Here is an 18,731-nt window from a genome sequence, read left to right on the forward strand (position 1 = left end):
GGGCGGAGCGGGCGTCAAGCCCGTTCCGCCCGCTGTGCCGTGCCGCGTGGATTACAGCGTACGCGCGACCTCGGTGACCTCGAAGACTTCGAACTGATCGCCTTCGACGATATCGTTGAAGTTCCTGATCGACATACCGCACTCGAAGCCCTGACGGACTTCCTTCACATCGTCCTTGAAGCGCTTGAGCGAATCGAGCTCGCCCGTGAAGATGACGACGTTGTTGCGCAGCACGCGCACCGACGACGAGCGCTTGACGAAACCGTCCGTGACCATACAGCCCGCCACCGTGCCGACCTTCGGTACCTTGAAGACCTGGCGCACTTCGACCGTGCCCGTCACGACTTCGCGCTTCTCCGGCGCCAGCATGCCCGACATCGCCGCCTTCACGTCATCCACGGCGTCGTAGATGATGTTGTAGTAGCGGATATCGACGCCATTGGCTTCCGCGAGCTTGCGAGCCTGCGCATCCGCGCGGGTGTTGAAGCCGATGATGACCGCCTTCGACGCCGTCGCGAGGTTGACGTCCGACTCGCTGATGCCGCCGACCGCGCCATGCACGATCTGCACGCGCACTTCGTCGGTGGAGAGCTTCTGCAGCGACTGCACCAGTGCTTCCTGCGAACCCTGCACATCGGCCTTGACGATGAGCGGCATGTACTGCACTTCGCCTTCGCCCATCTGCTCGAGCATGGTCTCGAGCTTCGCGGCCTGCTGCTTCGCGAGCTTGACGTCGCGGAACTTGCCCTGACGAAACAGCGCAACTTCACGCGCCTTGCGCTCGTCCGGCATCACGATCACTTCTTCGCCAGCCTGCGGCACTTCCGACAGACCCTGAATTTCGACCGGGATCGACGGACCAGCCGACTTGGTCGGTTTGCCGGTTTCGTCGAGCATGGCGCGCACGCGACCGTAGGCGCTGCCTGCCAGCACGACGTCGCCGCGGTTCAGCGTACCCGACTGGACGAGGATCGTTGCGACCGGACCCTTACCCTTATCGAGCTTCGCTTCGATCACGAGCCCCTTGGCCGGCGATTCGACCGGTGCCTTCAACTCCAGCACTTCGGCCTGCAGCAGCACGTTTTCGAGCAGATCGTCGATGCCCGCGCCAGTCTTCGCCGACACCGGCACGAACGGCGAGTCGCCGCCGTACTCTTCCGGCACGACGCCTTCCGTGACGAGTTCCTGCTTCACGCGCTCCGGATTCGCTTCCGGCTTGTCGATCTTGTTGATCGCGACGACGAGCGGCACGCCGCCAGCCTTCGCGTGGGAGATCGCTTCTTTCGTCTGCGGCATCACGCCGTCGTCGGCCGCCACCACCAGGATCACGATGTCCGTTGCTTTCGCACCGCGGGCACGCATTGCCGTAAAGGCTTCGTGACCCGGCGTGTCGAGGAACGTGATCACGCCGCGCGGCGTTTCGACGTGGTAAGCGCCGATGTGCTGCGTGATGCCGCCCGCTTCGCCTGCCGCAACCTTCGCGCGGCGGATGTAGTCGAGCAGCGAGGTCTTGCCGTGGTCGACGTGACCCATGACGGTAACGACCGGCGGACGCGGCAGCGCTTCAGCATCGCTCGCTTCGCCTTCGACCAGCATGGCTTCCGGATCGTCCAGCTTCGCCGCGAGCGCACGATGGCCCAGTTCCTCGACGATGATCATCGCCGTTTCCTGGTCCAGCATCTGGTTAATCGTGACCATCTGGCCGAGCTTCATCATCACCTTGATGACTTCCGAAGCCTTCACCGCCATCTTGTGTGCGAGATCCGCCACCGTGATGGTCTCCGGCACGTGCACTTCACGCACAATCGGTTCGGTCGGCGCCTGGAACGTGGTGGTCTGCTCCTGATGCTTGCCACGACCCTTCGGACCGCCGCGCCAGCCGCGATCGACGCCGCCGCTTGAATCGCCGCGCGTCTTGATGCCGCGGCGCTTCGCTGCGTCGTCCTGCCAGTTGCCGCCGCCCTTGCCGCCGGCGCCGGGCTTCTTCTTGTCGCCAGCGGACGGTGCGCTTGCGGGTGCCGGAGCCGCGGCCGCCGGCTTCCTGGCTGCGGGGCGAGCCGGTGCTTCGCCAGCCGGACGCGCCGGCTTGTGCAGCGTACCCTTGGCTTCGGCCGCCTTGGCCGGCTCGACGGGCTTCGGTGCCGGTTCCGGCGCCTTCACCTGCGCCTTGCGCGGTGTGTTCATCATTTCGCGAATCGCGCGCGCTTCGGCTTCGGCCGCCGCACGGCGCTTGGCGATTTCTTCCTGTTCGGCACGCGCCTTTTCGGCAGCCACGCGCGCAGCGTCTTCCGCTTTCTTCGCAGCTTCACGTTGCGCGGCGCGTTCCGCTGCCGCGCGTTCGTCGTCCTGCTCGCTTGCCTTCGCGGCAACCGGCGCAGCGGCTTGCGCTGCCGCCTGCTGAGCCTTCTCGCGAGCCGCCGCATCGGCCGCAGCCGCTGCGCGCTTCTTCGCTTCTTCTTCCGCGCGCTGACGTTCGGCTTCGGCAGCCTGCTCGCGCGCCTGACGCTCGGCCTCTTCGCGCTCGAGCTGTTCCTGACGCGCCTTCAGCTCCTGTGCCTGCTTTTCGAGCAGCTCCGCTTCGTGACGTGCTTCTTCCTCACGACGCTGCAGTTCGAGATCCTCGACGTCCGCGTTTTCGGCCACATGATTCGATGCATCCCCGCCTTCCGCGACGGTCTCGTCGCGGCGGACGAACGTGCGCTTCTTGCGCACCTCGACCTGAATGGTGCGAGCTTTGCCCGTCGCATCGGACTGCTTGATCTCCGACGTATGCCGGCGCGTCAGCGTGATCTTGCGCTTGTCGGCATCGTTCGAGCCATGCGACTTGCGCAAGTGATCGAGCAGACGCGCCTTGTCCGCCTCGGACAGGTTGTCGTCTTCGCTCGCTTTCTGGACGCCCGCTGCCTGCAGCTGCTCGAGCAGCACGCCAGCAGGCATTTTCAGTTCCGCGGCAAATTGGGCTACGTTGTTACTCGCCATTCATTCCTCTTAATGCAAGGACCGATTCCTTGCGGTTAGCATCGGGTCATGCGGCCTCGCGGCCGCGTTCAATTCAGTGCGCCATGGTCATTTCTCACTGGAACCAGTGTTCACGTGCTTTCATGATCAACGCCTTAGCGGCATCCTCTCCCATCCCAGTCATCTCGACCAGTTCATCCACGGCCAGCTCGGCGAGTTCGTCGCGAGTCTGGATCTGATGTTCGGCCAGTTTCGCGAGCAGGTCGGCGTCCATGCCGTCCAGGCTCTTCAGGTCGAGCGCTACATTCTCGACCTTTTCTTCGTTCGCGATCGCCATCGTCAACAGCGCGTCGCGCGAGCGGTTGCGCAGTTCGTGAACGGTGTCTTCGTCGAATGCCTCGATTTCGAGCATTTCGTTGAGCGGCACGTAGGCGATCTCTTCGAGGCTCGTGAAGCCTTCGTCGATCAGGATGTCGGCGACTTCCTCGTCGACATCGAGACGCGCCATGAACAGGTCACGCAGGACGCCGCGCTCCTGATTCTGCTTCTGCGCAGATTCGTCCGGCGTCATGATGTTGATCTGCCAGCCGGTGAGCTCGCTGGCAAGTCGCACGTTCTGGCCGCTGCGGCCGATCGCGACCGCGAGTTCGTTCTCGTCGACGACGACGTCCATCGAATGCTTTTCTTCATCGACGACGATCGACTGCACGGCTGCCGGCGCGAGCGCGCCGATCACGAACTGGGCGGGGTCTTCCGACCATAGCACGATGTCGACGTTTTCGCCACCGAGCTCGTTGCGTACGGCCTGCACGCGCGAGCCGCGAATACCGACACAGGTGCCGATCGGATCGATGCGCTTGTCATAAGCGACTACACCGATCTTCGCGCGCACGCCCGGATCGCGTGCGGCCGCCTTGATCTCGAGCAAGCCCTGCTCGATTTCCGGCACTTCCATCTCGAACAGCTTCATCAGGAATTCCGGCGCCGTACGCGACAGCTCGATCTGCGGACCACGCGCGGTGCGGTCGACCTTTGCGATATACGCGCGCACGCGGTCGCCCACGCGAAGGTTTTCCTTCGGGATCAGCTGGTCACGCCGCAGCAGCGCTTCGACGCGGCCCGACTCTACGATGAAGTTGCCCTTGTCGAGGCGCTTCACCGAGCCGGTCATGATGTGTTCGCCGCGCTCGAGGAAGTCGTTCAGGATCTGCTCGCGCTCGGCATCGCGCACCTTCTGCAGGATCACCTGCTTGGCCGCCTGCGCGCCGATACGGCCGAATTCGATCGACGGCACCGGCTCCTCGATGAACTCGTCGAGCTGGATGTTGGGCTGCTGCTCGCGCGCCTCGAACAGCAGGATTTCCTGATCCGGCTCCTGCAGACCGGCTTCGTCCGGCACCACTTTCCAGCGGCGAAACGTTTCGTGCTCGCCGCTTTCACGGTCGATGTGGACGCGGATATCCGCATCTTCTTCGAAGAGTTTCTTGGAGGCCGAAGCGAGAGCCGCTTCGAGCGCGGCAAATACCACGTCCTTATCGACATTCTTCTCGCGTGCCAGCGCATCCACCAGCATCAACACTTCGCGACTCATTGTTTGCGGCTCCTAAAGTCAACTTTCGGAACAAGGCGCGCCTTGTCCATGTCCGCGAGCGTGAAATCGAGCATCGCGGCGCCTTCTTTTCCTTCAAATTCCAGACCGATCGTCTCGCCCTGCGGGGCATGCAAAATACCCCGGTACGATTTCCGACCGTCTAATGGCTTTTTCAGTGTGATAACCGCTTCGCTGCCCGCGAAACGTTCAAAATCCGCCAGTTTTTTCAGCGGGCGGTCGAGACCGGGCGACGAAACTTCGAGCCGCTCGTAATCGATATTTTCGACCGTCAGAACGTGCTGGAGCTGACGCGTGACTTTCTCGCAGTCTTCGATTGCGATGCCGGCCGGCTGGTCGATATAGATACACAACATGCCGCGCCCGGTGCGCTCGAGATCGACGAGCTCGTAGCCGAGTCCCACGACCGTGGTTTCAATCAGTTCCGTCAGTTGCACAGTGCCCTCTTAGATGTTCGCGCAGCGAGCCTCGCCTCTTCTGCAAACAACCAATGCGGGCCGCGCGCCAAGCCGGCGCACGTTGGTGCGAACCCGAGATGCCGAACCACGATGAACTGAGCGGCAAAAAAAAATGGGCTGAACGCCCATCATCTTATTGCCGGTGGTCGCACCTGAGCCGCACATGAAACCGTACGCCCAGCGACTTCGCGATTGTAGCCATTTTTCGGCCCAAAGGCAATCCGCAGAACGACGGGCGATCCGCATTTCCGCTTGATTTGATAGGAATCTTTCGACCATGTGGCGGCAAATCCGGGCTTTTGCAAGGTCGCGCGAGCCGTGCGGAAAGGGAGCCAGGACGGGCCACGCCAACACGTTGCGGTGAATCGTCCTTTGGGTATTCGATGCCGTCTCGCGCGGGGTTTGACGCATCGGGAAGCCGCTCGAACGAGGCAGACGAGAGGCGGCATAGAATCGGCAAAAACAAAAAACGGCGCGTCCGGTAAGCGTTCAGCAGACGTGCGTCGCGTTTGCTGAGCGAGCCGTCTGAAGCGGTCCTAGCCCTGCAGGTCGTACGAACCGCACCGAAGGCTAAGGCCGCTCAACGGTACAGCGCCCCGCCTAACGACCCCGCGAGCGACCGCGCGACGTGCCACCACCACGATTTGCGCCGCCCGGACCCGCGTTACCACCGGCGCGGTTGGTGTTGCCGCCACGATTGCCACCCGGCCCGCGATTGCCGGCGCTGTTGCCGGCCGGGCCGGCACGCTTGCCGCCCGTGCGTGCACGATTGCCGTTCGGCGACGGCGCGCGATTGCCGTCGACATCGCGGCCGCGCTGCCCGCCGGGGCCACGATTGCCTACGCCGGCACCAAAGCCAGCGCCGCTCCCCGTGCCTGCGCCGAAGCCGCCGCCCGCCGCGCCGCGGCGGCCCTGGCCGCGCGGCTGCTGCTCGAAGCGGCTATGCGACATCAGCACCGGCTCGCGGTTGATGAAGCCCATCGACGTCTGCATCGGATCCGGCTGACGACGCTCCGGCGCCGCATTGCGGCTACCGCGTTCCTCGGCCGGCGCCTTCAGGCCGACCGAGGCCATCAGCGCGCGCACCTGATTATCCTCGAGCTCCTCCCAGCGGCCGCGCTTCAGACCACGCGGCAGCGAGATCGGGCCATGGCGAGTGCGGATCAGCCGGCTGACCATCAGGCCGGCCGCTTCGAACATGCGGCGCACTTCGCGATTCCGCCCTTCGGCGAGCGCGACGTGGTACCAGTGATTAGTGCCTTCGCCGCCGCCATCGCGGATGCGCAGGAAGTTCGCCGGGCCGTCCTCGAGTTCTACGCCGTGCAGCAGTTTCTGGCGCATACCCTCTGCCAGTTCGCCGACGACACGCACCGCATATTCGCGCTCGACGCTGTAACGCGGATGCATGAAGCGGTTCGCGAGATCGCCCGAGGTGGTCAGCATCAGCAGACCTTCGGTGTTGAAGTCGAGACGGCCGACCGCGACCCACTTGGCGGTTTTCATCGGCGGCAGCTTGTCGAACACCGACGGGCGGCCTTCCGGGTCCGCGTGGCTGACGATTTCGCCGGTCGGTTTGTGGTACAGCAGCACGCGCGGCGGCTTGCTGGCGAGCTTGCGCTTGACCGGCTTGCCGTTGATGCGAACCTGGTCGGTCGGCATGATGCGCTGGCCGATGTGCGCCGGCTCGCCGTTCACCGACACCCGGCCTGCGATGATCAGCTCTTCCATGTCGCGGCGCGAGCCCATGCCCGCCTCGGCTAGCACCTTATGCAGCTTCGGCGCGTCGTCATCGGGCGACAGCACGCGCTTCGGGCCCGCTGCCTTGCCACGGCGCAGCATCGGCGCGCGTACGCCGCCAGTCGTGGTGTTGTCGGCGTCGAATGCGGGCGATGTCACATACGAGAACAGATCGTCCTGAGCCGATTCGGAGGCCACGGCCGCATCGGCGCCGCGTCGATTCTGGCGCTGGCCCTCACGTTGACCTTCGCGCGGCTGACGTTCGCGCTGGCCTTCGCGTGGCGCGCCCTCGCGCTTCGCCGCGCCGCCGGCATTGCGACGCCCGCCCTGTTTCGCGCCCGCGTCCTTGCGCGGTGCGCGCGCCTGGGCGACGACCTCGCCGTCCGGTGGCGTTTCGGCGACGACCGGCGCGCCTTGCGCGGGCGCGCCCTCGGCCGCCTTAGTCTTTGCGCCGGCGCGGCGTCGCGCGATCAGGCTGCGCGGCCCGCGACGCAGACCGCGGCGGGGGCGTTCTTCGCCCTCTGCTTCCGCGCCGTGAGCCGGGCGCTCGCCCTCGCCTGCCGACGCTTGCGTAGTGCGTTCGTCGCTCCGCGCCGACGGCACGGGGCGCTCGGATTCGGACGAATCGGTGTCGTGGGTATGTGTCAAAACAACCTCAAAATGTCAGGTCGCGCGCGCCCGTTGCGGGCGCGGCAAAAAAAGTTCGGTTACGTCAGGCGCTGCGCGACTCGGTTTCGTCGTCGGTCAGAAAACCTGCGTCCTGCGCGGCATCGCGGCGATCCTCTGGATCGTCGCGCGCCGCCTCGATCGGGTTCGGCTCGGCGGCGTGCTCCGTATTGCGAGCTACGCCCGAGTCGTGCGCGGGTGTTGCCGGATCGGTCGGGGTGACCGGATCGTGATTCTGCGCCGAACCGGCGACGCTGGTCTGCGTTGCCGTAGGTGCCGGTTCCGGCTGTTGTTGCGTGTCGTGCGGCGCGCTCGACGCGTCTGATGCACTTGACGCATTCGTCGTGCCGGACTGCCCGGTCGCTTCCGCATGGGGCTCCGGCTTGGACGTCGACTCGGCTATGGTCTCGGGCGGTGCTGCTGCGAATCCGGACGCCGACTGCTCCGCCGCTTCCGGTTCGTCCGCGTCACTCTCCGTGTCGCGCTCCGCATCCTGATCTGGCTGCTGCACGCTTTGCGCATCGCCCTCGGCAAATTCGATTGCGTGCTGACCTAGCAGATCCGCGTTCAGTTGCGCGGACGGATCGGCCAGCGGCGGCAATTCGTCGAGCGCCGTTAGGCCAAGGTCGTCGAGGAACTGACGCGTGGTCGCATACAGCGCCGGACGCCCCGGCACGTCGCGATGACCGATCACCTCGATCCAGCCGCGATCCTCGAGTTGCTTGACGACCTGCGTATTCACCGTCACACCGCGAATTTCTTCGATGTCGCCCCGCGTCACCGGTTGCCGGTAGGCAATGATCGCGAGCGTTTCGAGCACCGCGCGCGAATATTTCGGCGGTTTTTCCGGATGCAGTCGATCCAGATACGAACGCATCGCGGGCTTGCTTTGAAACCGCCAGCCCGACGCCAGCCCGACCAACTCCACACCGCGCCCAGACCAGTCCCGCTTCAGGTCTTCGAGCAAAGTCCGAACAGTGTCTGCCGACACGCCGTCGGCAAAGAGCTTGCGCAATTCGCCGAGCTTTAACGGCTCCTGCGCGCAGATCAAGGCAGTCTCGAGGACGATCTTCGCCTCTTGGGTATTCATGCAGCTAGGTCAGACCCTGTGGTCAAAGAACCGGATCAAACAGACGATGTGGAACTGAAGACGCGCTCGCCCGATTCTGATCGGTCATATTGATGGGAGCACGCACCGGGGGGTGGCGAACAGACTTATCGAGCCAGACCCAGCCGGACGGAGCGGCGATATTCCTGAAAGGATTCGCGTGAACTGAGCGCCATATTACGCAAAAACGACCGGGGCGTAAAGCCGCGATCTGCCGTGCATCTTCTGCTTCGGCGCCGACCGGTGTACCCGTGCTCGCGGGGACCGAGTCGCCACTGAGAAGATATCCACGATTCGCGGCCTTTCGCCGCTTGCGGCGCGCCAGGACGCTGCGCGGCGGACACGCGACGCCACGCGCTCACGCGCCGGCGTGGCGCGCCAGAAACCGCGTCAAGCGTTCTACGCCCGCATCTAGCCGCGCCGTATCGCACGCATAGCACCAGCGCACGAACCCCTCGCCTTGCGGACCGAACGCGCTGCCAGGCGCTACGCCGAGCCCGACCTCACGCACCATCGCCTTGCACAAATCGAGACTGCGCGTCGAGCCCGGCATCGCGAAGAACAGATACATCGCGCCCAGCGGAGCCTTCACATCGACGCCGGGGACTGCCGCCAGCGCGCGCACCAGATGATCACGCGACGTCCTCAGGTCGCGCACCAGTTCCTGCGTAAAGCGCTCGCCCTGCTCGAGCGCCGCGATGCCCGCCTGTTGCACGAACGACGGCGCGCATGACGTGTTGTACTCGACCAGCTTCGCGAGATCGTCCATCAACGCGGTCGGCGCGACGATCCAGCCGAGCCGCCACCCGGTCATCAGCCAGGCTTTCGAGAACGAATTCACGCAGATCACGCGTTCGTCGCGCGTCGTGAGATCGAGAAACGAAGGCGCGGTGCGCGCGCCGGCCGCCTGCGCGGCGTCGTCGCCGGGATAGTAGAGCCGCTCGTAGACCTCGTCCGCGACGATCCAGATACCGTGCCGCCGGCAGTGTTCGAGCACGGTACGCTGGTCGTCGCGATTCATCACCCAGCCGGTCGGATTGTTCGGCGAGTTGATCATCAGCATCTTCGTGGCAGGCGTCAGCGCGGCAAGCAATTGCCCGACGTCGAGCTCCCAGCCGTGTCCGCCGTAGCCAAGCGCGACGGTTTCGACATGCGCGCCGAGAATCTTCGGAATCTCGACCAGATTCGGCCATAGCGGTGTCACCGCGACGACCCGGTCACCAGCGCCGACCACCAGTTGCGCGGCGAGCATCAGCGCGTTGACGCCCGCGCTCGTGATCGCGATGTGCTCGGGCGACGTTGCGCCGTGCAGCTCGCTGACGTAGCCCGCGAGCGCCGCGCGCAACGGCGCGATGCCGAGGTTGTGCGTGTAAAACGTCGCGCCGGCGGCGAGCGCTGCACTCGCGGCGTCGCGGATGAATGCGGGAGTGACGCGGTCGGACTCGCCGAACCAGAACGGCAGCACGTCGTCCACGCCGAAACCGGCGTTCGCGACCTCTCGGATTTGTGATGGACGCAGCGCGCGCACGGCGTCGCGCGCATTCGGGATGGAGGGCACGGGCAAGTCCAATTCGCTCATCGAGGGTTCCGGGACGGTGAAAGATAAGAGGCTCTGGGCGCAACGCGAAGGCGTGCGCGATGACGGCGGTAGTTTAGCGCGCCGGGTAATCGGACAGCGGCGAAGCAGGTGCCGGGTGGGCGGCGGGCCACGCCTAGTGGGACAGACCGCACACCATCCCGCCCGTTAATTCAACTCCTCGGCCCGCCCCGGCAACTGCCTGATCAGATTCCACACCGCCTCGGCCGCGGGCGACAGCGACCGGTCGCGCCGCCGCACCAGCTCGACGCGGCGCTCCGCGCGCGGCACCAGCGGACGCGCGACCAGAGACGCCCCCGCCGGCAGCGGCAGCGCGAGCCACGGCAGCACGCTGATCCCGACGCCCGCCTCGACGAGCCCGAACACTGTCGCCGAATGGCCGAGTTCCTGCACCACGGTGGCGTTCACGCCCTGCGCCTGCATCACGGCGTCGATCAGCGGGCGGCTGCCGGACGCATAGTCGAGCATCACGAGTTGCTCGCCGTCGAGGTCCTTCCACGTCACCTGTTTGCGCGCGGCGAGCCGGTGATCGTCACGCGACACAATGCAGAACGAGTCGGTCATCAGCGTCTCGCTGAGCAGATCGTCGTCGGAGAACGGACCGATGATCACGCCGAAGTCCACTTCACCCGACTTCACCTTGCGCACCACGTCGCTTTGCACGTCGTCGCGCAGACCAAGCGTCACATAGGGAAACTGCTGCCCGCACGATGCGACCACGCGCGGCATCAGCCGGCACGCGACGGTCGGGCTCGCCGCGACCACCACGCGTCCGCGGCGCTGCTCGCCGATTTCGCGGATCTCGCGCAACGCGTCGTCGAGATCCGACAGCAGCCGCGACACGCTCGACACAAGGTTGCCGCCAACGTCGGTTAGTTGCACTTCGCGCGTCGTCCGATCGATGAGCTTCAGGCCGATTTCGCCTTCGAGCTCGCGCACGCACCGACTGACCGCCGACTGTGTGAGGCCGATTTCATCGCCGGCCCGGCTGAAGCTTTGCAAGCGCGCCACCTCGATGAAAACCCTGAGCTGTCGCAGCGTCACATTCATTTGCTGACCTCATCAATAACGCAATTTAATGCGCATTGTAGGTTAAATCCATGCGGCACAGCGCCCGTCACACCGGCCGCCGCAATGCAGCAAAAAGGCGCGAACGCCCGCTGGCCGGGCTCATCTGCACAAGATTGGTGATTGTCCCGATTTGCGAGGTGGGTTTTTTGGATTCATATACGGCCCTGGTTGGCGCCCGCGTTGGCCCGCCGCCACGGGGTTTTCAGGCAATCGATATCAAATTGGCACACTTCGTGCGTTGTGAGACGCGCAGGGTCGGCGCCATGATTTCCGACTGAAACGGCAATCCGTGGCAAGCCCGTCCCCTTTGGCACTCGCCTATCGAGTGTATGAAGAGTGCGCGGCGCGGGGCAGCGCACCGGAGTTAGCTTCGCTGAGGTGATACATGATGCTGTTCGACGATTTGAGAGATAACGAGTGGGCGCTGGTCGAGGCTTTGTTCTGTGCCGAGCCGACGCGCAGCGAACGGCGCGGTCGACCGCGCGTGGAAGCTCGGGCGGTGGTCAACGCCGTACTTTGGGTGTTGTCGACGGGCGAAGGCTGGTCCAAGCTGCCGGGCCGCTATCCGTCCCCGCCGACTTGCCGCCGGCGTTTCGACGAGTGGCAGGCCGATGGCACGCTCGCTGAAATTGTGAAGCGGCTTGGCACCAGCGGCCGCGAAATCTCGTTGCGCGGCAGGATCGGCGCAACGGCCGCGAAACCGCCGGCACCGCCGAGCCGCGACCGTATGCGCGGCGCGTTCTGGACCAATCCGGAATCGTGGCGCGCGCCGGTCAAGATGGCCTGACGCGAAACCACGTTGTCACCGGGCGCCTGCGGGCGCCCGGTTTTTTATCCAGCCGCCTTATTCACGATTGCGTGCACGCCGCGACCCGCGAGCATTTGACGGTCGCCGCGGGACGCTGCCCTCGGTTTCGTGCCCGCTTTCGGCGCGCCATCCGCACGAGCGCCACAGCGTATCTTGTGCGCGGCCTAAGACTCGCAAACTGTCCGATAGCTCCGGGTGAAACATCCATTTACTATTAATTACAGCACCCTTTCTTCCCCCGGCATAACTTAATACCTATGCAAACAGGCCTTGAGACGACGGGCTCGAGGTTGAGGGGGATTTCGGAATGAAACCAATGTCACTGCTGTTGTGCGGCATTGTGATTTCATCGATGGCCGCGCCAGCATTTGCGCAACAACGCCCGCAAGGGTGGAACTGGCGCCCGGACCGTCAGGCTACGCTGGAAGCGTGGCAGCAAAGCGAGGCCCACAATCGCGACTTCACGCCGCCGACGCCGCGAGGCGATCTGCGTGGCGATATCGCCAGCAATGTCCGGGCACGGCCTGATGCGCCGCGCGAGGAGCAGCGACGGCGTTGATGTCGTGTGTCGCCGCGTGGGTGGCGCGTCGTGCGACGCGGTACGAGTCTTTCGCATTGCGTATGCACGATCGGGGAACCACCGGACGCGGCACCGGTCTGACTCAACGCCATTAGCACAGCGTGGCAGTAGTAATTCCGGTATGCCCGTATCTTCGTGATACGGGCTTTTTTTCGCCACCGTGGCGTTGATGGCATGCAAGGCGCGCAACGGCAACGGCCGGCGCTGAACGCGTCGCCGCATGGTCGATGGGGAAGCCGAGAGTCGCCCGCGGACGCGCATAGCGACCGGCCGACAGTAGAGACCGCCCGCCGTGGGGGTGACAGGCCCGGGCGGACAGTGATTCAGATAAGCGATGAACCTTGAACTAAGGCCTGACTTCGGCTGTCGCTGCGGACTGCGTTTCAGCCGCGCCGAGAACGTAATCGTTCATGCGTTGCGCTGTCCATGTGAGCAGACGCTCGTCGTGCTCGAGCCGCGCAAACTCCGCTTTGCCGCGTTCGGTGAGCACGGCGATGTCGACGGGGGCATGAAAGCCCGGCGCCGGGGCTACGGTTCGCTGACGAACGGTGTCCATCAGTCCCAGCGCGCGAAGATATTGGAAGACACCCGGCCTTCTGGCCCAAGGCACCTGGCGATATTGCGCTCGCCGCAGCGCTTCAAGTACCGCTTCGTTGGAATACGTGGTCATCTCACTTCTTTCTTAAAGTGCAGCTATGACACATTCATGCCCACGCGTCGCTGCGCCACCGGCGACGCGCGTAGCACCCGCTCCTGGTCGGAAGCTCGCCGCCTGTTTGACGGCGGATTTCCGCCAGGTGCTGCCTGGTCTCGTTTTCGGAACCCCCGTCAGAACGGCATGTTAGCGTTCCCTCCCCGAACCGACGATGCAACCGCCGCGGCGCGATGGCCGGCCCGTGGATTTATCCCGAAAGACATACGTTACCCCATTTAAATTGATTCTATTCACTTTATTAGCGCTTTTTTTTGCAGCAATCGTGCTATGGAAACGTGCGCGACGGCCGCTCATCGTCTGCTTGATCGCGCTGTTCTGGCTGCTGGCGGCCGGCTGGCTGACCGCGCCACTGCTCGATCTGGCGCAGCCGCAACGACAGAGCGCCGAGGCCGCCACCTTCGCGCCACGCACCGGGATCATCCTGCTCGGCGGCGGCACGATCTACGACCACGACCACGTGCTGGTGCCACCGCGCGACGTGCTTTCGCGCATCAAAGTCAGCGCGCAGAACTATGCGGCCTGCAAGCGCACGGCGATCGTCTGCCGGGTGATCGTGAGTGGTGGCAATCCTCAGCGGCACAGCGCGACGGAAGCCGACACCTACCTGCCCTATCTGCTGCGTCAGCAGGTGCCGCGCTCGGACATCGTGCTCGAGAAAAGCAGCCGCACGACCTACGAGAACGCGCGCAACGTCTCGGCCATTGTCGGTCAATCACATTACGACACGTTGATACTCGTCACTTCCGCGTATCACATGCCGCGTGCGCTGCTCGACTTTCACCGCTTCGGCGTCGAGCCGCAGCCGCAGATTTCGAGCGCGCGGCGCGTGCGGCTCGGCGTGCTGCCGCGCTTCGGTAATCTCGTGGCCGCGGAGATAGCGTTGCATGAGCTCATCGGCCTCGCGCAGTTTCATCTGTATCGCGCGATCGGCTGGTTCTGACGAACGATGTGGGCCGACGGAGTCATTACAAAACGTAACAAATGTCGAGCGCAGTTACAAAGCCATCCGTTGGAGCAGAGTTTGCTCGATAGAATGAATTGTCTTTCCCCTGGACAGCAATACTCGGGTCCACCACCACTCTATGGAGGTAACGATGAAGAAAGTGTCCATGGCGATCCTGGTTTCCCTGTGTGCCGCGGCCGGCGCGGCTTACGCGCAGGACCAGGGCATCACGACGAGCACCGATCCGGCCAAGGCCGCCGACGTCGAGCAGCGTGCGCAAGATTTGCAAAACCGCGAGCAGTCGATGGGAACCGCACCCGCCGCCCCGGCCAAACATCACAAGATGACTCCGCATCATCCGAAGAAGGGTGCGGACGCGTCGGGCACCTGAGCGACTTCCCGGATCTCGCCTCGCGGCCTCGTCGTGAAGGTGAAAAAGCCGAAGCCGGCAGCGCCGGTTTCGGCTTTTTTATTTGCGCGATCCGCTCCCCGCCGACGACACGCTTCGAACGCGCACCGGTCTCGCAAAGCCTCCGGCGCACAGCATTCTGTATGCTAAAGTCGCGCACCGACCGGCGAGCCGCCGGCATCCCCTAACCCGTGCGCACCCTGGTGCGGAGGACAGCATGAGCAACATCCAGCTTGATATCGAATGGACCGAAGCAGCATCTCGCAAGATCGAAAAACTGATGCCGCGTGGCGGTCAGGAAGCGTACCTCGCGCTGCCGCCCGTCGAATGCCTGCCGATGGAAGGCGACGTGCTGTTTCTCGGCCCGGCTGGCAAGCAGCAGCCGTTCATCGTCGCGGAGCGTCAGTATCACCATGACGGCGACGCCGACTGGACCATCATCCTGATTCTCGACGTCCCGCAAGCGACCCACTGATCGCTGACGGCGCGCCGGCGGCCTCGGTCCCGCCGCACCTGGCCGGCGCGTCGTCCGCGCGCCGCTGACGCCCGCCCGCCGAGCTCAGGCGATCTTCGACACCACGCGAATCTCCGCGTGCTCGATCCAATCCGCGGCCGCTTTCTTATAAGCCTGGATATGCGCGGATTTCGCATGCGCCGCGAGCGCATCCTGGCTTTCCCATCGCTCGATGAACACGAACCGGCGCGGCTCCTGCACGTCGCGGTGCAAGTCGTACTGCAGCACACCAGCTTCCTTGCGCGTCGGCCCGACGATGCCTTCGAGCGCCTCGCGCAACAGCTCCTCTTGCCCCGGTTTCGCCACCGAAATTGCGACCACCGCGATTTCCGCCATGCCTGATCTCCTCTTTACGAAAATCAGCAGCATACCCGCCAGTCGCTGAACCTGCCGACGACGGCGCTACCAGCCTGGCGACGCATGAATCTCGCCTCCGCCCGCCATGCCAGACCACCGTCGCGTCAACACGGAATCCGCCCGGCAAGGCAGTGCCAAGCCCGCCGCCCGAACCGCAACATCAGCCCCCGCACCGGCACTAAGATGTGTGCACCGTCGGCGCCTGGAGTTTGGCGGGCGACCACTGGGCGCCCTGCTACCCTCGGCGTGGTACGGCAACTCATTGCGATTGAGAATCGGTTTCACGCGTGGCAAGCGCGCGAAACGCTCCGGCGCATGACCGCAACGGGTTGCCGCACGGCCGTTGGCAGCCGTTTTGCGGACAATTCTCGCGCTTATGCCTTTGTGATAACCCGCACATTGATGCACGCTGCAAACTGCTAGACTCATTTTGACCAATTCGCCGGAGTCCAGCGTAGCTGGTACTGCCCTCCGTGTTCGCGGGACGCGTTCGTGTCGTCCCGGCGACGCTTCGGGTGTGCGGGCGCTGCGCGCCGAATGGGTTTGCGAGCCCCTTTACCCCTTGCCGCAACAATCCCATGTCAGCTCTGATGCCCGCTTCTATGCCATCTGTCAGCGAATTGACCGTGAGCGGCGTGCTCCCGCACCTGGTCCGCGGCGAGTCGGGCTGGACCGCGACCTGGCGCGCGTTGACATTGCACAGCGTGTTCCAGCCGGTGCTGTCGGTCACGCATCAGTGCGTGGTTGGCTACGAGGGGCTGTTGCGCGCGTTCGATCCGGTCGGCCTGCCCGTTTCGCCCGAAGTGCTGTTCTCCGGCACGCGCTCGGCCGCCGAAGCGCGCGAACTCGACCGCATCGCGCGCTGCCTGCACGTGGCGAACTTCATGGAGCAAGGCATCAGCACCGGATGGCTGTTTCTGAACACACGCCCGCAGGTGTTCGAAACCGGCTGGCCGCAGCGCGCGTTCATCGACGAGTTGTCCGCGCATTTCGGGCTGCCGCAGGAGCGCATCGTGATCGAAGTGCTCGAGCAGCCCGCCGACGATGAATCCGCCGTCGCCAGCATGCTCGCCGCCTCCCAGCCGCGAGATTTCCTGATCGCGATCGACGACTTCGGCACCGGCTTCTCGAACTTCGACCGCGTATGGCGCTTCCGCCCCGACATCGTCAAGCTCGACCGTTCGCTCGTCGCGCGCGCGGGCAAGCGCGAGGGCGACGAATCGATGATCAGCCATCTGATCGCAATGTTGCATCAGTCGGGCACGCTGGTGCTCGCCGAAGGCGTCGAAACCGATGAAGAGCTGATGATCCTGATGCAGGCCGACGTCGATTTCGTGCAAGGCTTCTGGTTCGGCCAGCCGAAGAGCAGCGTGCGGGCCGCCTGCACGAAGGTGCCCGCGCTCGTCGAATCGATCTGGAGCAAGTTCGCCGACTACGAGCGCGCGCACGCCGGCCACCAGCGGCTCGGCTTCGAGGGCTTCGCGGAAGCGGTGCTGGCCGCCGCCGACACTTACAAGGCGACCGGCGACCTCGAACAGGCTGCGCAAAGGGTCTGGCATCTGCCCGAAGCACGCCGCGTATTCCTCACCGACGACCAGGGCGAGCAGACCCAGCCTTCGGTGACGGCGGCATCGGTCCCACCGCCTCCGAAGCGGCTCGCGCCGCTCTATACGGAGACGCGCAGCAACTGGTCGCGTCGCGCGTATTTCCGGCACGCGCTCGCGGCGCCGGGCCGCGTCGCGATGATGGGGCCGCACTATTCGCTCGCCGATGGTCAAGACTGCTACACCGCGGCGATCGCGTTCGAGCGCGACGGCACGAACGTGCTGTGCGTCGACTTCGTGCCGGAGGCATCGCCGCCGGATGTGCGCACCGGCCGACGCGGCACGAAGCGTTAGCGACCCGCGCCGCTACTCGTGCACGCGGCCGCGCCCCGACTTCACCTCGCTGCGCTTTGCCTTGCTGTCGAGCCGTCGCAGGTTCGACGCGCGAGTCGGCCGCGTCGCGACCCGATGCTTGCGGGTGACGCTGACACCTTCGATCAGTTCATCGAGCCGCGCGAGCGCCGCCGCGCGGTTCATCTCCTGGGTCCGATGTTCCTGCGCCTTGATGACCACGACTCCGTCGCGCGTGAGCCGGTGGTCGGACAGCGCGAGCAGTCGCATCTTCAGCACTTCCGGCAGCGACGAGGCGCGCACGTCGAAACGCAGATGGATCGCGCTCGATACCTTGTTGACGTTCTGCCCACCCGCCCCTTGCGCGCGCACGGCGGTCAGTTCGATTTCGTTGGGCGGGATCGGATAGCGGGATGTCATGGGCGGTCGGGAAGAAAGATGCATCAGTGTACAAGCGCTCGGCGCGAGATGCCCGAGCTCGCCGCAGCGCGCCGCAGCGCCGGGTGCAGTGCTCGGCGGCACCGGCACGCGATCGCTTTACGAAAAAAACCATTTGCGTCGGCACGACCGGTTCATCGATACTGGCTCTTTCGCTTACGGCGTAAATTCAAATGAAAATCCGTCCCGGTTTCGTGCTCGAACTGGCGGTCAACTTTCTGCTGCCGTGGCTTGCCTACCGGCTCGCGATACCGCGAGTCGGCGAGACCGGCGCGCTGATCGCGTCCGCCGTGCCGCCGCTCATCTGGAGCGCGATCGAGCTCGCACGCTTCAGACGCGTCGATGCGCTCAGCGTGATGGTGGTCGCGGGCATCGTGTTGTCGGTCGCGGCCATGGCGCTCGGCGGCAGTCCGCGCATGCTGCTGTTGCGCGAGTCGCTGGTGTCCGGCGCGGTCGGCGTGGTGTTCCTGCTGTCGCTGCCGATGCGTCGTCCGCTGATCTTCTACCTCGCGCGCGCGACTCTCGCGCGCGAAGTGGAAGGCGGCGCCGCGCATTTCGAGGCGCTGTGGCGCGAACGCCCCGGTCTCGCTCCCGCGTTGCGAACTATGACGCTCGTGTGGGGCGTCGGCCTGACCGCCGAGACCGCGCTACGCGCGTGGATGGCGCTGACGTGGCCGATCGAACGCTTCCTCGTCGTGTCGCCCTTTATTGGCTACGGCATCTACGCGGCACTGGCGCTGTGGACCCTGTGGTATCGCAAGACGATGCGCAGCCGCGTCGAGTCCATCGAGCGGGCGAGCGGCATGGCCGGTTGAGCGCCGCTCGCACTCTACGCCCTCCACTCCGCGTGTTCCGCCTGCGCTTGCGC

The 18,731-nt window shown here is 64.9% G+C and carries 17 protein-coding genes; 7 read left to right on the forward strand and 10 right to left on the reverse strand.

Going from position 1 to position 18,731, the window contains the following annotated elements; all coding sequences use genetic code 11:
- Positions 1 to 51: 51 nt before the first annotated feature.
- From infB to ACLFKU_RS09955, 7 genes are all read right to left on the reverse strand, one after another.
- The gene (gene infB / locus ACLFKU_RS09925; RefSeq protein ID WP_368582703.1) at positions 52 to 2,979 is read right to left on the reverse strand and encodes a translation initiation factor IF-2; all 2,928 of its coding nucleotides are present in this window, start codon (positions 2,977 to 2,979) and stop codon (positions 52 to 54) included.
- 94 nt (positions 2,980 to 3,073) lie between these two features.
- Positions 3,074 to 4,549 carry a transcription termination factor NusA gene (gene nusA / locus ACLFKU_RS09930; RefSeq protein WP_018432253.1) on the reverse strand — a complete coding sequence of 492 codons (1,476 nt, stop codon included), beginning with the start codon at positions 4,547 to 4,549 and terminating at the stop codon, positions 3,074 to 3,076.
- Entirely contained in the window at positions 4,546 to 5,004 is a 459-nt protein-coding gene (gene rimP, locus ACLFKU_RS09935; protein WP_006052964.1) for a ribosome maturation factor RimP, read from the reverse strand. The genes nusA and rimP overlap by 4 nt, the downstream gene beginning before the upstream one ends.
- A 621-nt stretch (positions 5,005 to 5,625) precedes the next feature.
- Positions 5,626 to 7,410 (reverse strand): 23S rRNA pseudouridine(2605) synthase RluB, encoded by a 1,785-nt coding sequence (gene rluB / locus ACLFKU_RS09940; RefSeq protein WP_410848953.1) that lies wholly within the window; start codon positions 7,408 to 7,410, stop codon positions 5,626 to 5,628.
- Between the two features lie 64 nt (positions 7,411 to 7,474).
- Complete coding sequence (scpB, locus tag ACLFKU_RS09945; RefSeq protein WP_410848954.1) at positions 7,475 to 8,518, reverse strand: SMC-Scp complex subunit ScpB; 1,044 nt, start codon at positions 8,516 to 8,518, stop codon at positions 7,475 to 7,477.
- 376 nt (positions 8,519 to 8,894) lie between these two features.
- Complete coding sequence (locus tag ACLFKU_RS09950; RefSeq protein ID WP_410848955.1) at positions 8,895 to 10,115, reverse strand: pyridoxal phosphate-dependent aminotransferase; 1,221 nt, start codon at positions 10,113 to 10,115, stop codon at positions 8,895 to 8,897.
- A gap of 165 nt (positions 10,116 to 10,280) precedes the next feature.
- Positions 10,281 to 11,183 carry a LysR family transcriptional regulator gene (locus tag ACLFKU_RS09955; RefSeq protein WP_013089149.1) on the reverse strand — a complete coding sequence of 301 codons (903 nt, stop codon included), beginning with the start codon at positions 11,181 to 11,183 and terminating at the stop codon, positions 10,281 to 10,283.
- A gap of 406 nt (positions 11,184 to 11,589) precedes the next feature.
- On the opposite strand from ACLFKU_RS09955, the gene ACLFKU_RS09960 reads away from it, so the two are divergent.
- Together ACLFKU_RS09960 and ACLFKU_RS09965 are read left to right on the forward strand one after the other, a co-directional pair.
- Complete coding sequence (locus ACLFKU_RS09960; protein WP_368582699.1) at positions 11,590 to 11,991, forward strand: transposase; 402 nt, start codon at positions 11,590 to 11,592, stop codon at positions 11,989 to 11,991.
- A gap of 328 nt (positions 11,992 to 12,319) precedes the next feature.
- Positions 12,320 to 12,571 carry a hypothetical protein gene (locus ACLFKU_RS09965; protein ID WP_368582698.1) on the forward strand — a complete coding sequence of 84 codons (252 nt, stop codon included), beginning with the start codon at positions 12,320 to 12,322 and terminating at the stop codon, positions 12,569 to 12,571.
- A 367-nt stretch (positions 12,572 to 12,938) separates the two neighbouring features.
- On the opposite strand, the gene ACLFKU_RS09970 is transcribed toward ACLFKU_RS09965, so the two are convergent.
- Entirely contained in the window at positions 12,939 to 13,262 is a 324-nt protein-coding gene (locus ACLFKU_RS09970; RefSeq protein ID WP_176378009.1) for a hypothetical protein, read from the reverse strand.
- Positions 13,263 to 13,527: 265 nt separating this feature from the next.
- Between ACLFKU_RS09970 and ACLFKU_RS09975 the strand changes: the two genes are divergently transcribed.
- The 3 genes from ACLFKU_RS09975 (at position 13,528) to ACLFKU_RS09985 (ending at position 15,134) form a co-directional block, all read left to right on the forward strand.
- Entirely contained in the window at positions 13,528 to 14,247 is a 720-nt protein-coding gene (locus ACLFKU_RS09975; RefSeq protein ID WP_410842439.1) for a YdcF family protein, read from the forward strand.
- 154 nt (positions 14,248 to 14,401) lie between these two features.
- Positions 14,402 to 14,641 (forward strand): hypothetical protein, encoded by a 240-nt coding sequence (locus ACLFKU_RS09980; RefSeq protein WP_410848956.1) that lies wholly within the window; start codon positions 14,402 to 14,404, stop codon positions 14,639 to 14,641.
- Positions 14,642 to 14,876: 235 nt separating this feature from the next.
- Complete coding sequence (locus ACLFKU_RS09985) at positions 14,877 to 15,134, forward strand: hypothetical protein (RefSeq protein WP_008923870.1); 258 nt, start codon at positions 14,877 to 14,879, stop codon at positions 15,132 to 15,134.
- Positions 15,135 to 15,218: 84 nt separating this feature from the next.
- Here the strand turns inward: ACLFKU_RS09985 and ACLFKU_RS09990 are convergent, their stop codons facing one another.
- Positions 15,219 to 15,509, reverse strand: a complete 291-nt coding sequence (locus ACLFKU_RS09990; protein ID WP_368582696.1) for a putative quinol monooxygenase — start codon at positions 15,507 to 15,509, stop codon at positions 15,219 to 15,221.
- Positions 15,510 to 16,132: 623 nt separating this feature from the next.
- On the opposite strand from ACLFKU_RS09990, the gene ACLFKU_RS09995 reads away from it, so the two are divergent.
- Complete coding sequence (locus ACLFKU_RS09995) at positions 16,133 to 17,428, forward strand: EAL domain-containing protein (RefSeq protein WP_368582905.1); 1,296 nt, start codon at positions 16,133 to 16,135, stop codon at positions 17,426 to 17,428.
- 12 nt (positions 17,429 to 17,440) lie between these two features.
- On the opposite strand, the gene arfB is transcribed toward ACLFKU_RS09995, so the two are convergent.
- Complete coding sequence (gene arfB, locus ACLFKU_RS10000) at positions 17,441 to 17,845, reverse strand: alternative ribosome rescue aminoacyl-tRNA hydrolase ArfB (protein WP_410848957.1); 405 nt, start codon at positions 17,843 to 17,845, stop codon at positions 17,441 to 17,443.
- A gap of 191 nt (positions 17,846 to 18,036) precedes the next feature.
- Here arfB and ACLFKU_RS10005 point away from each other — a divergent pair, with 191 nt between their 5' ends.
- A complete protein-coding gene (locus ACLFKU_RS10005) occupies positions 18,037 to 18,678 on the forward strand; it encodes a VC0807 family protein (protein ID WP_410848958.1) in 642 nt (213 codons plus the stop codon).
- The last annotated feature ends 53 nt before the right edge of the window (positions 18,679 to 18,731 follow it).

It is taken from the genome of Paraburkholderia sp. EG304 (assembly GCF_046543485.1).
Classification (GTDB): domain Bacteria; phylum Pseudomonadota; class Gammaproteobacteria; order Burkholderiales; family Burkholderiaceae; genus Paraburkholderia; species Paraburkholderia youngii.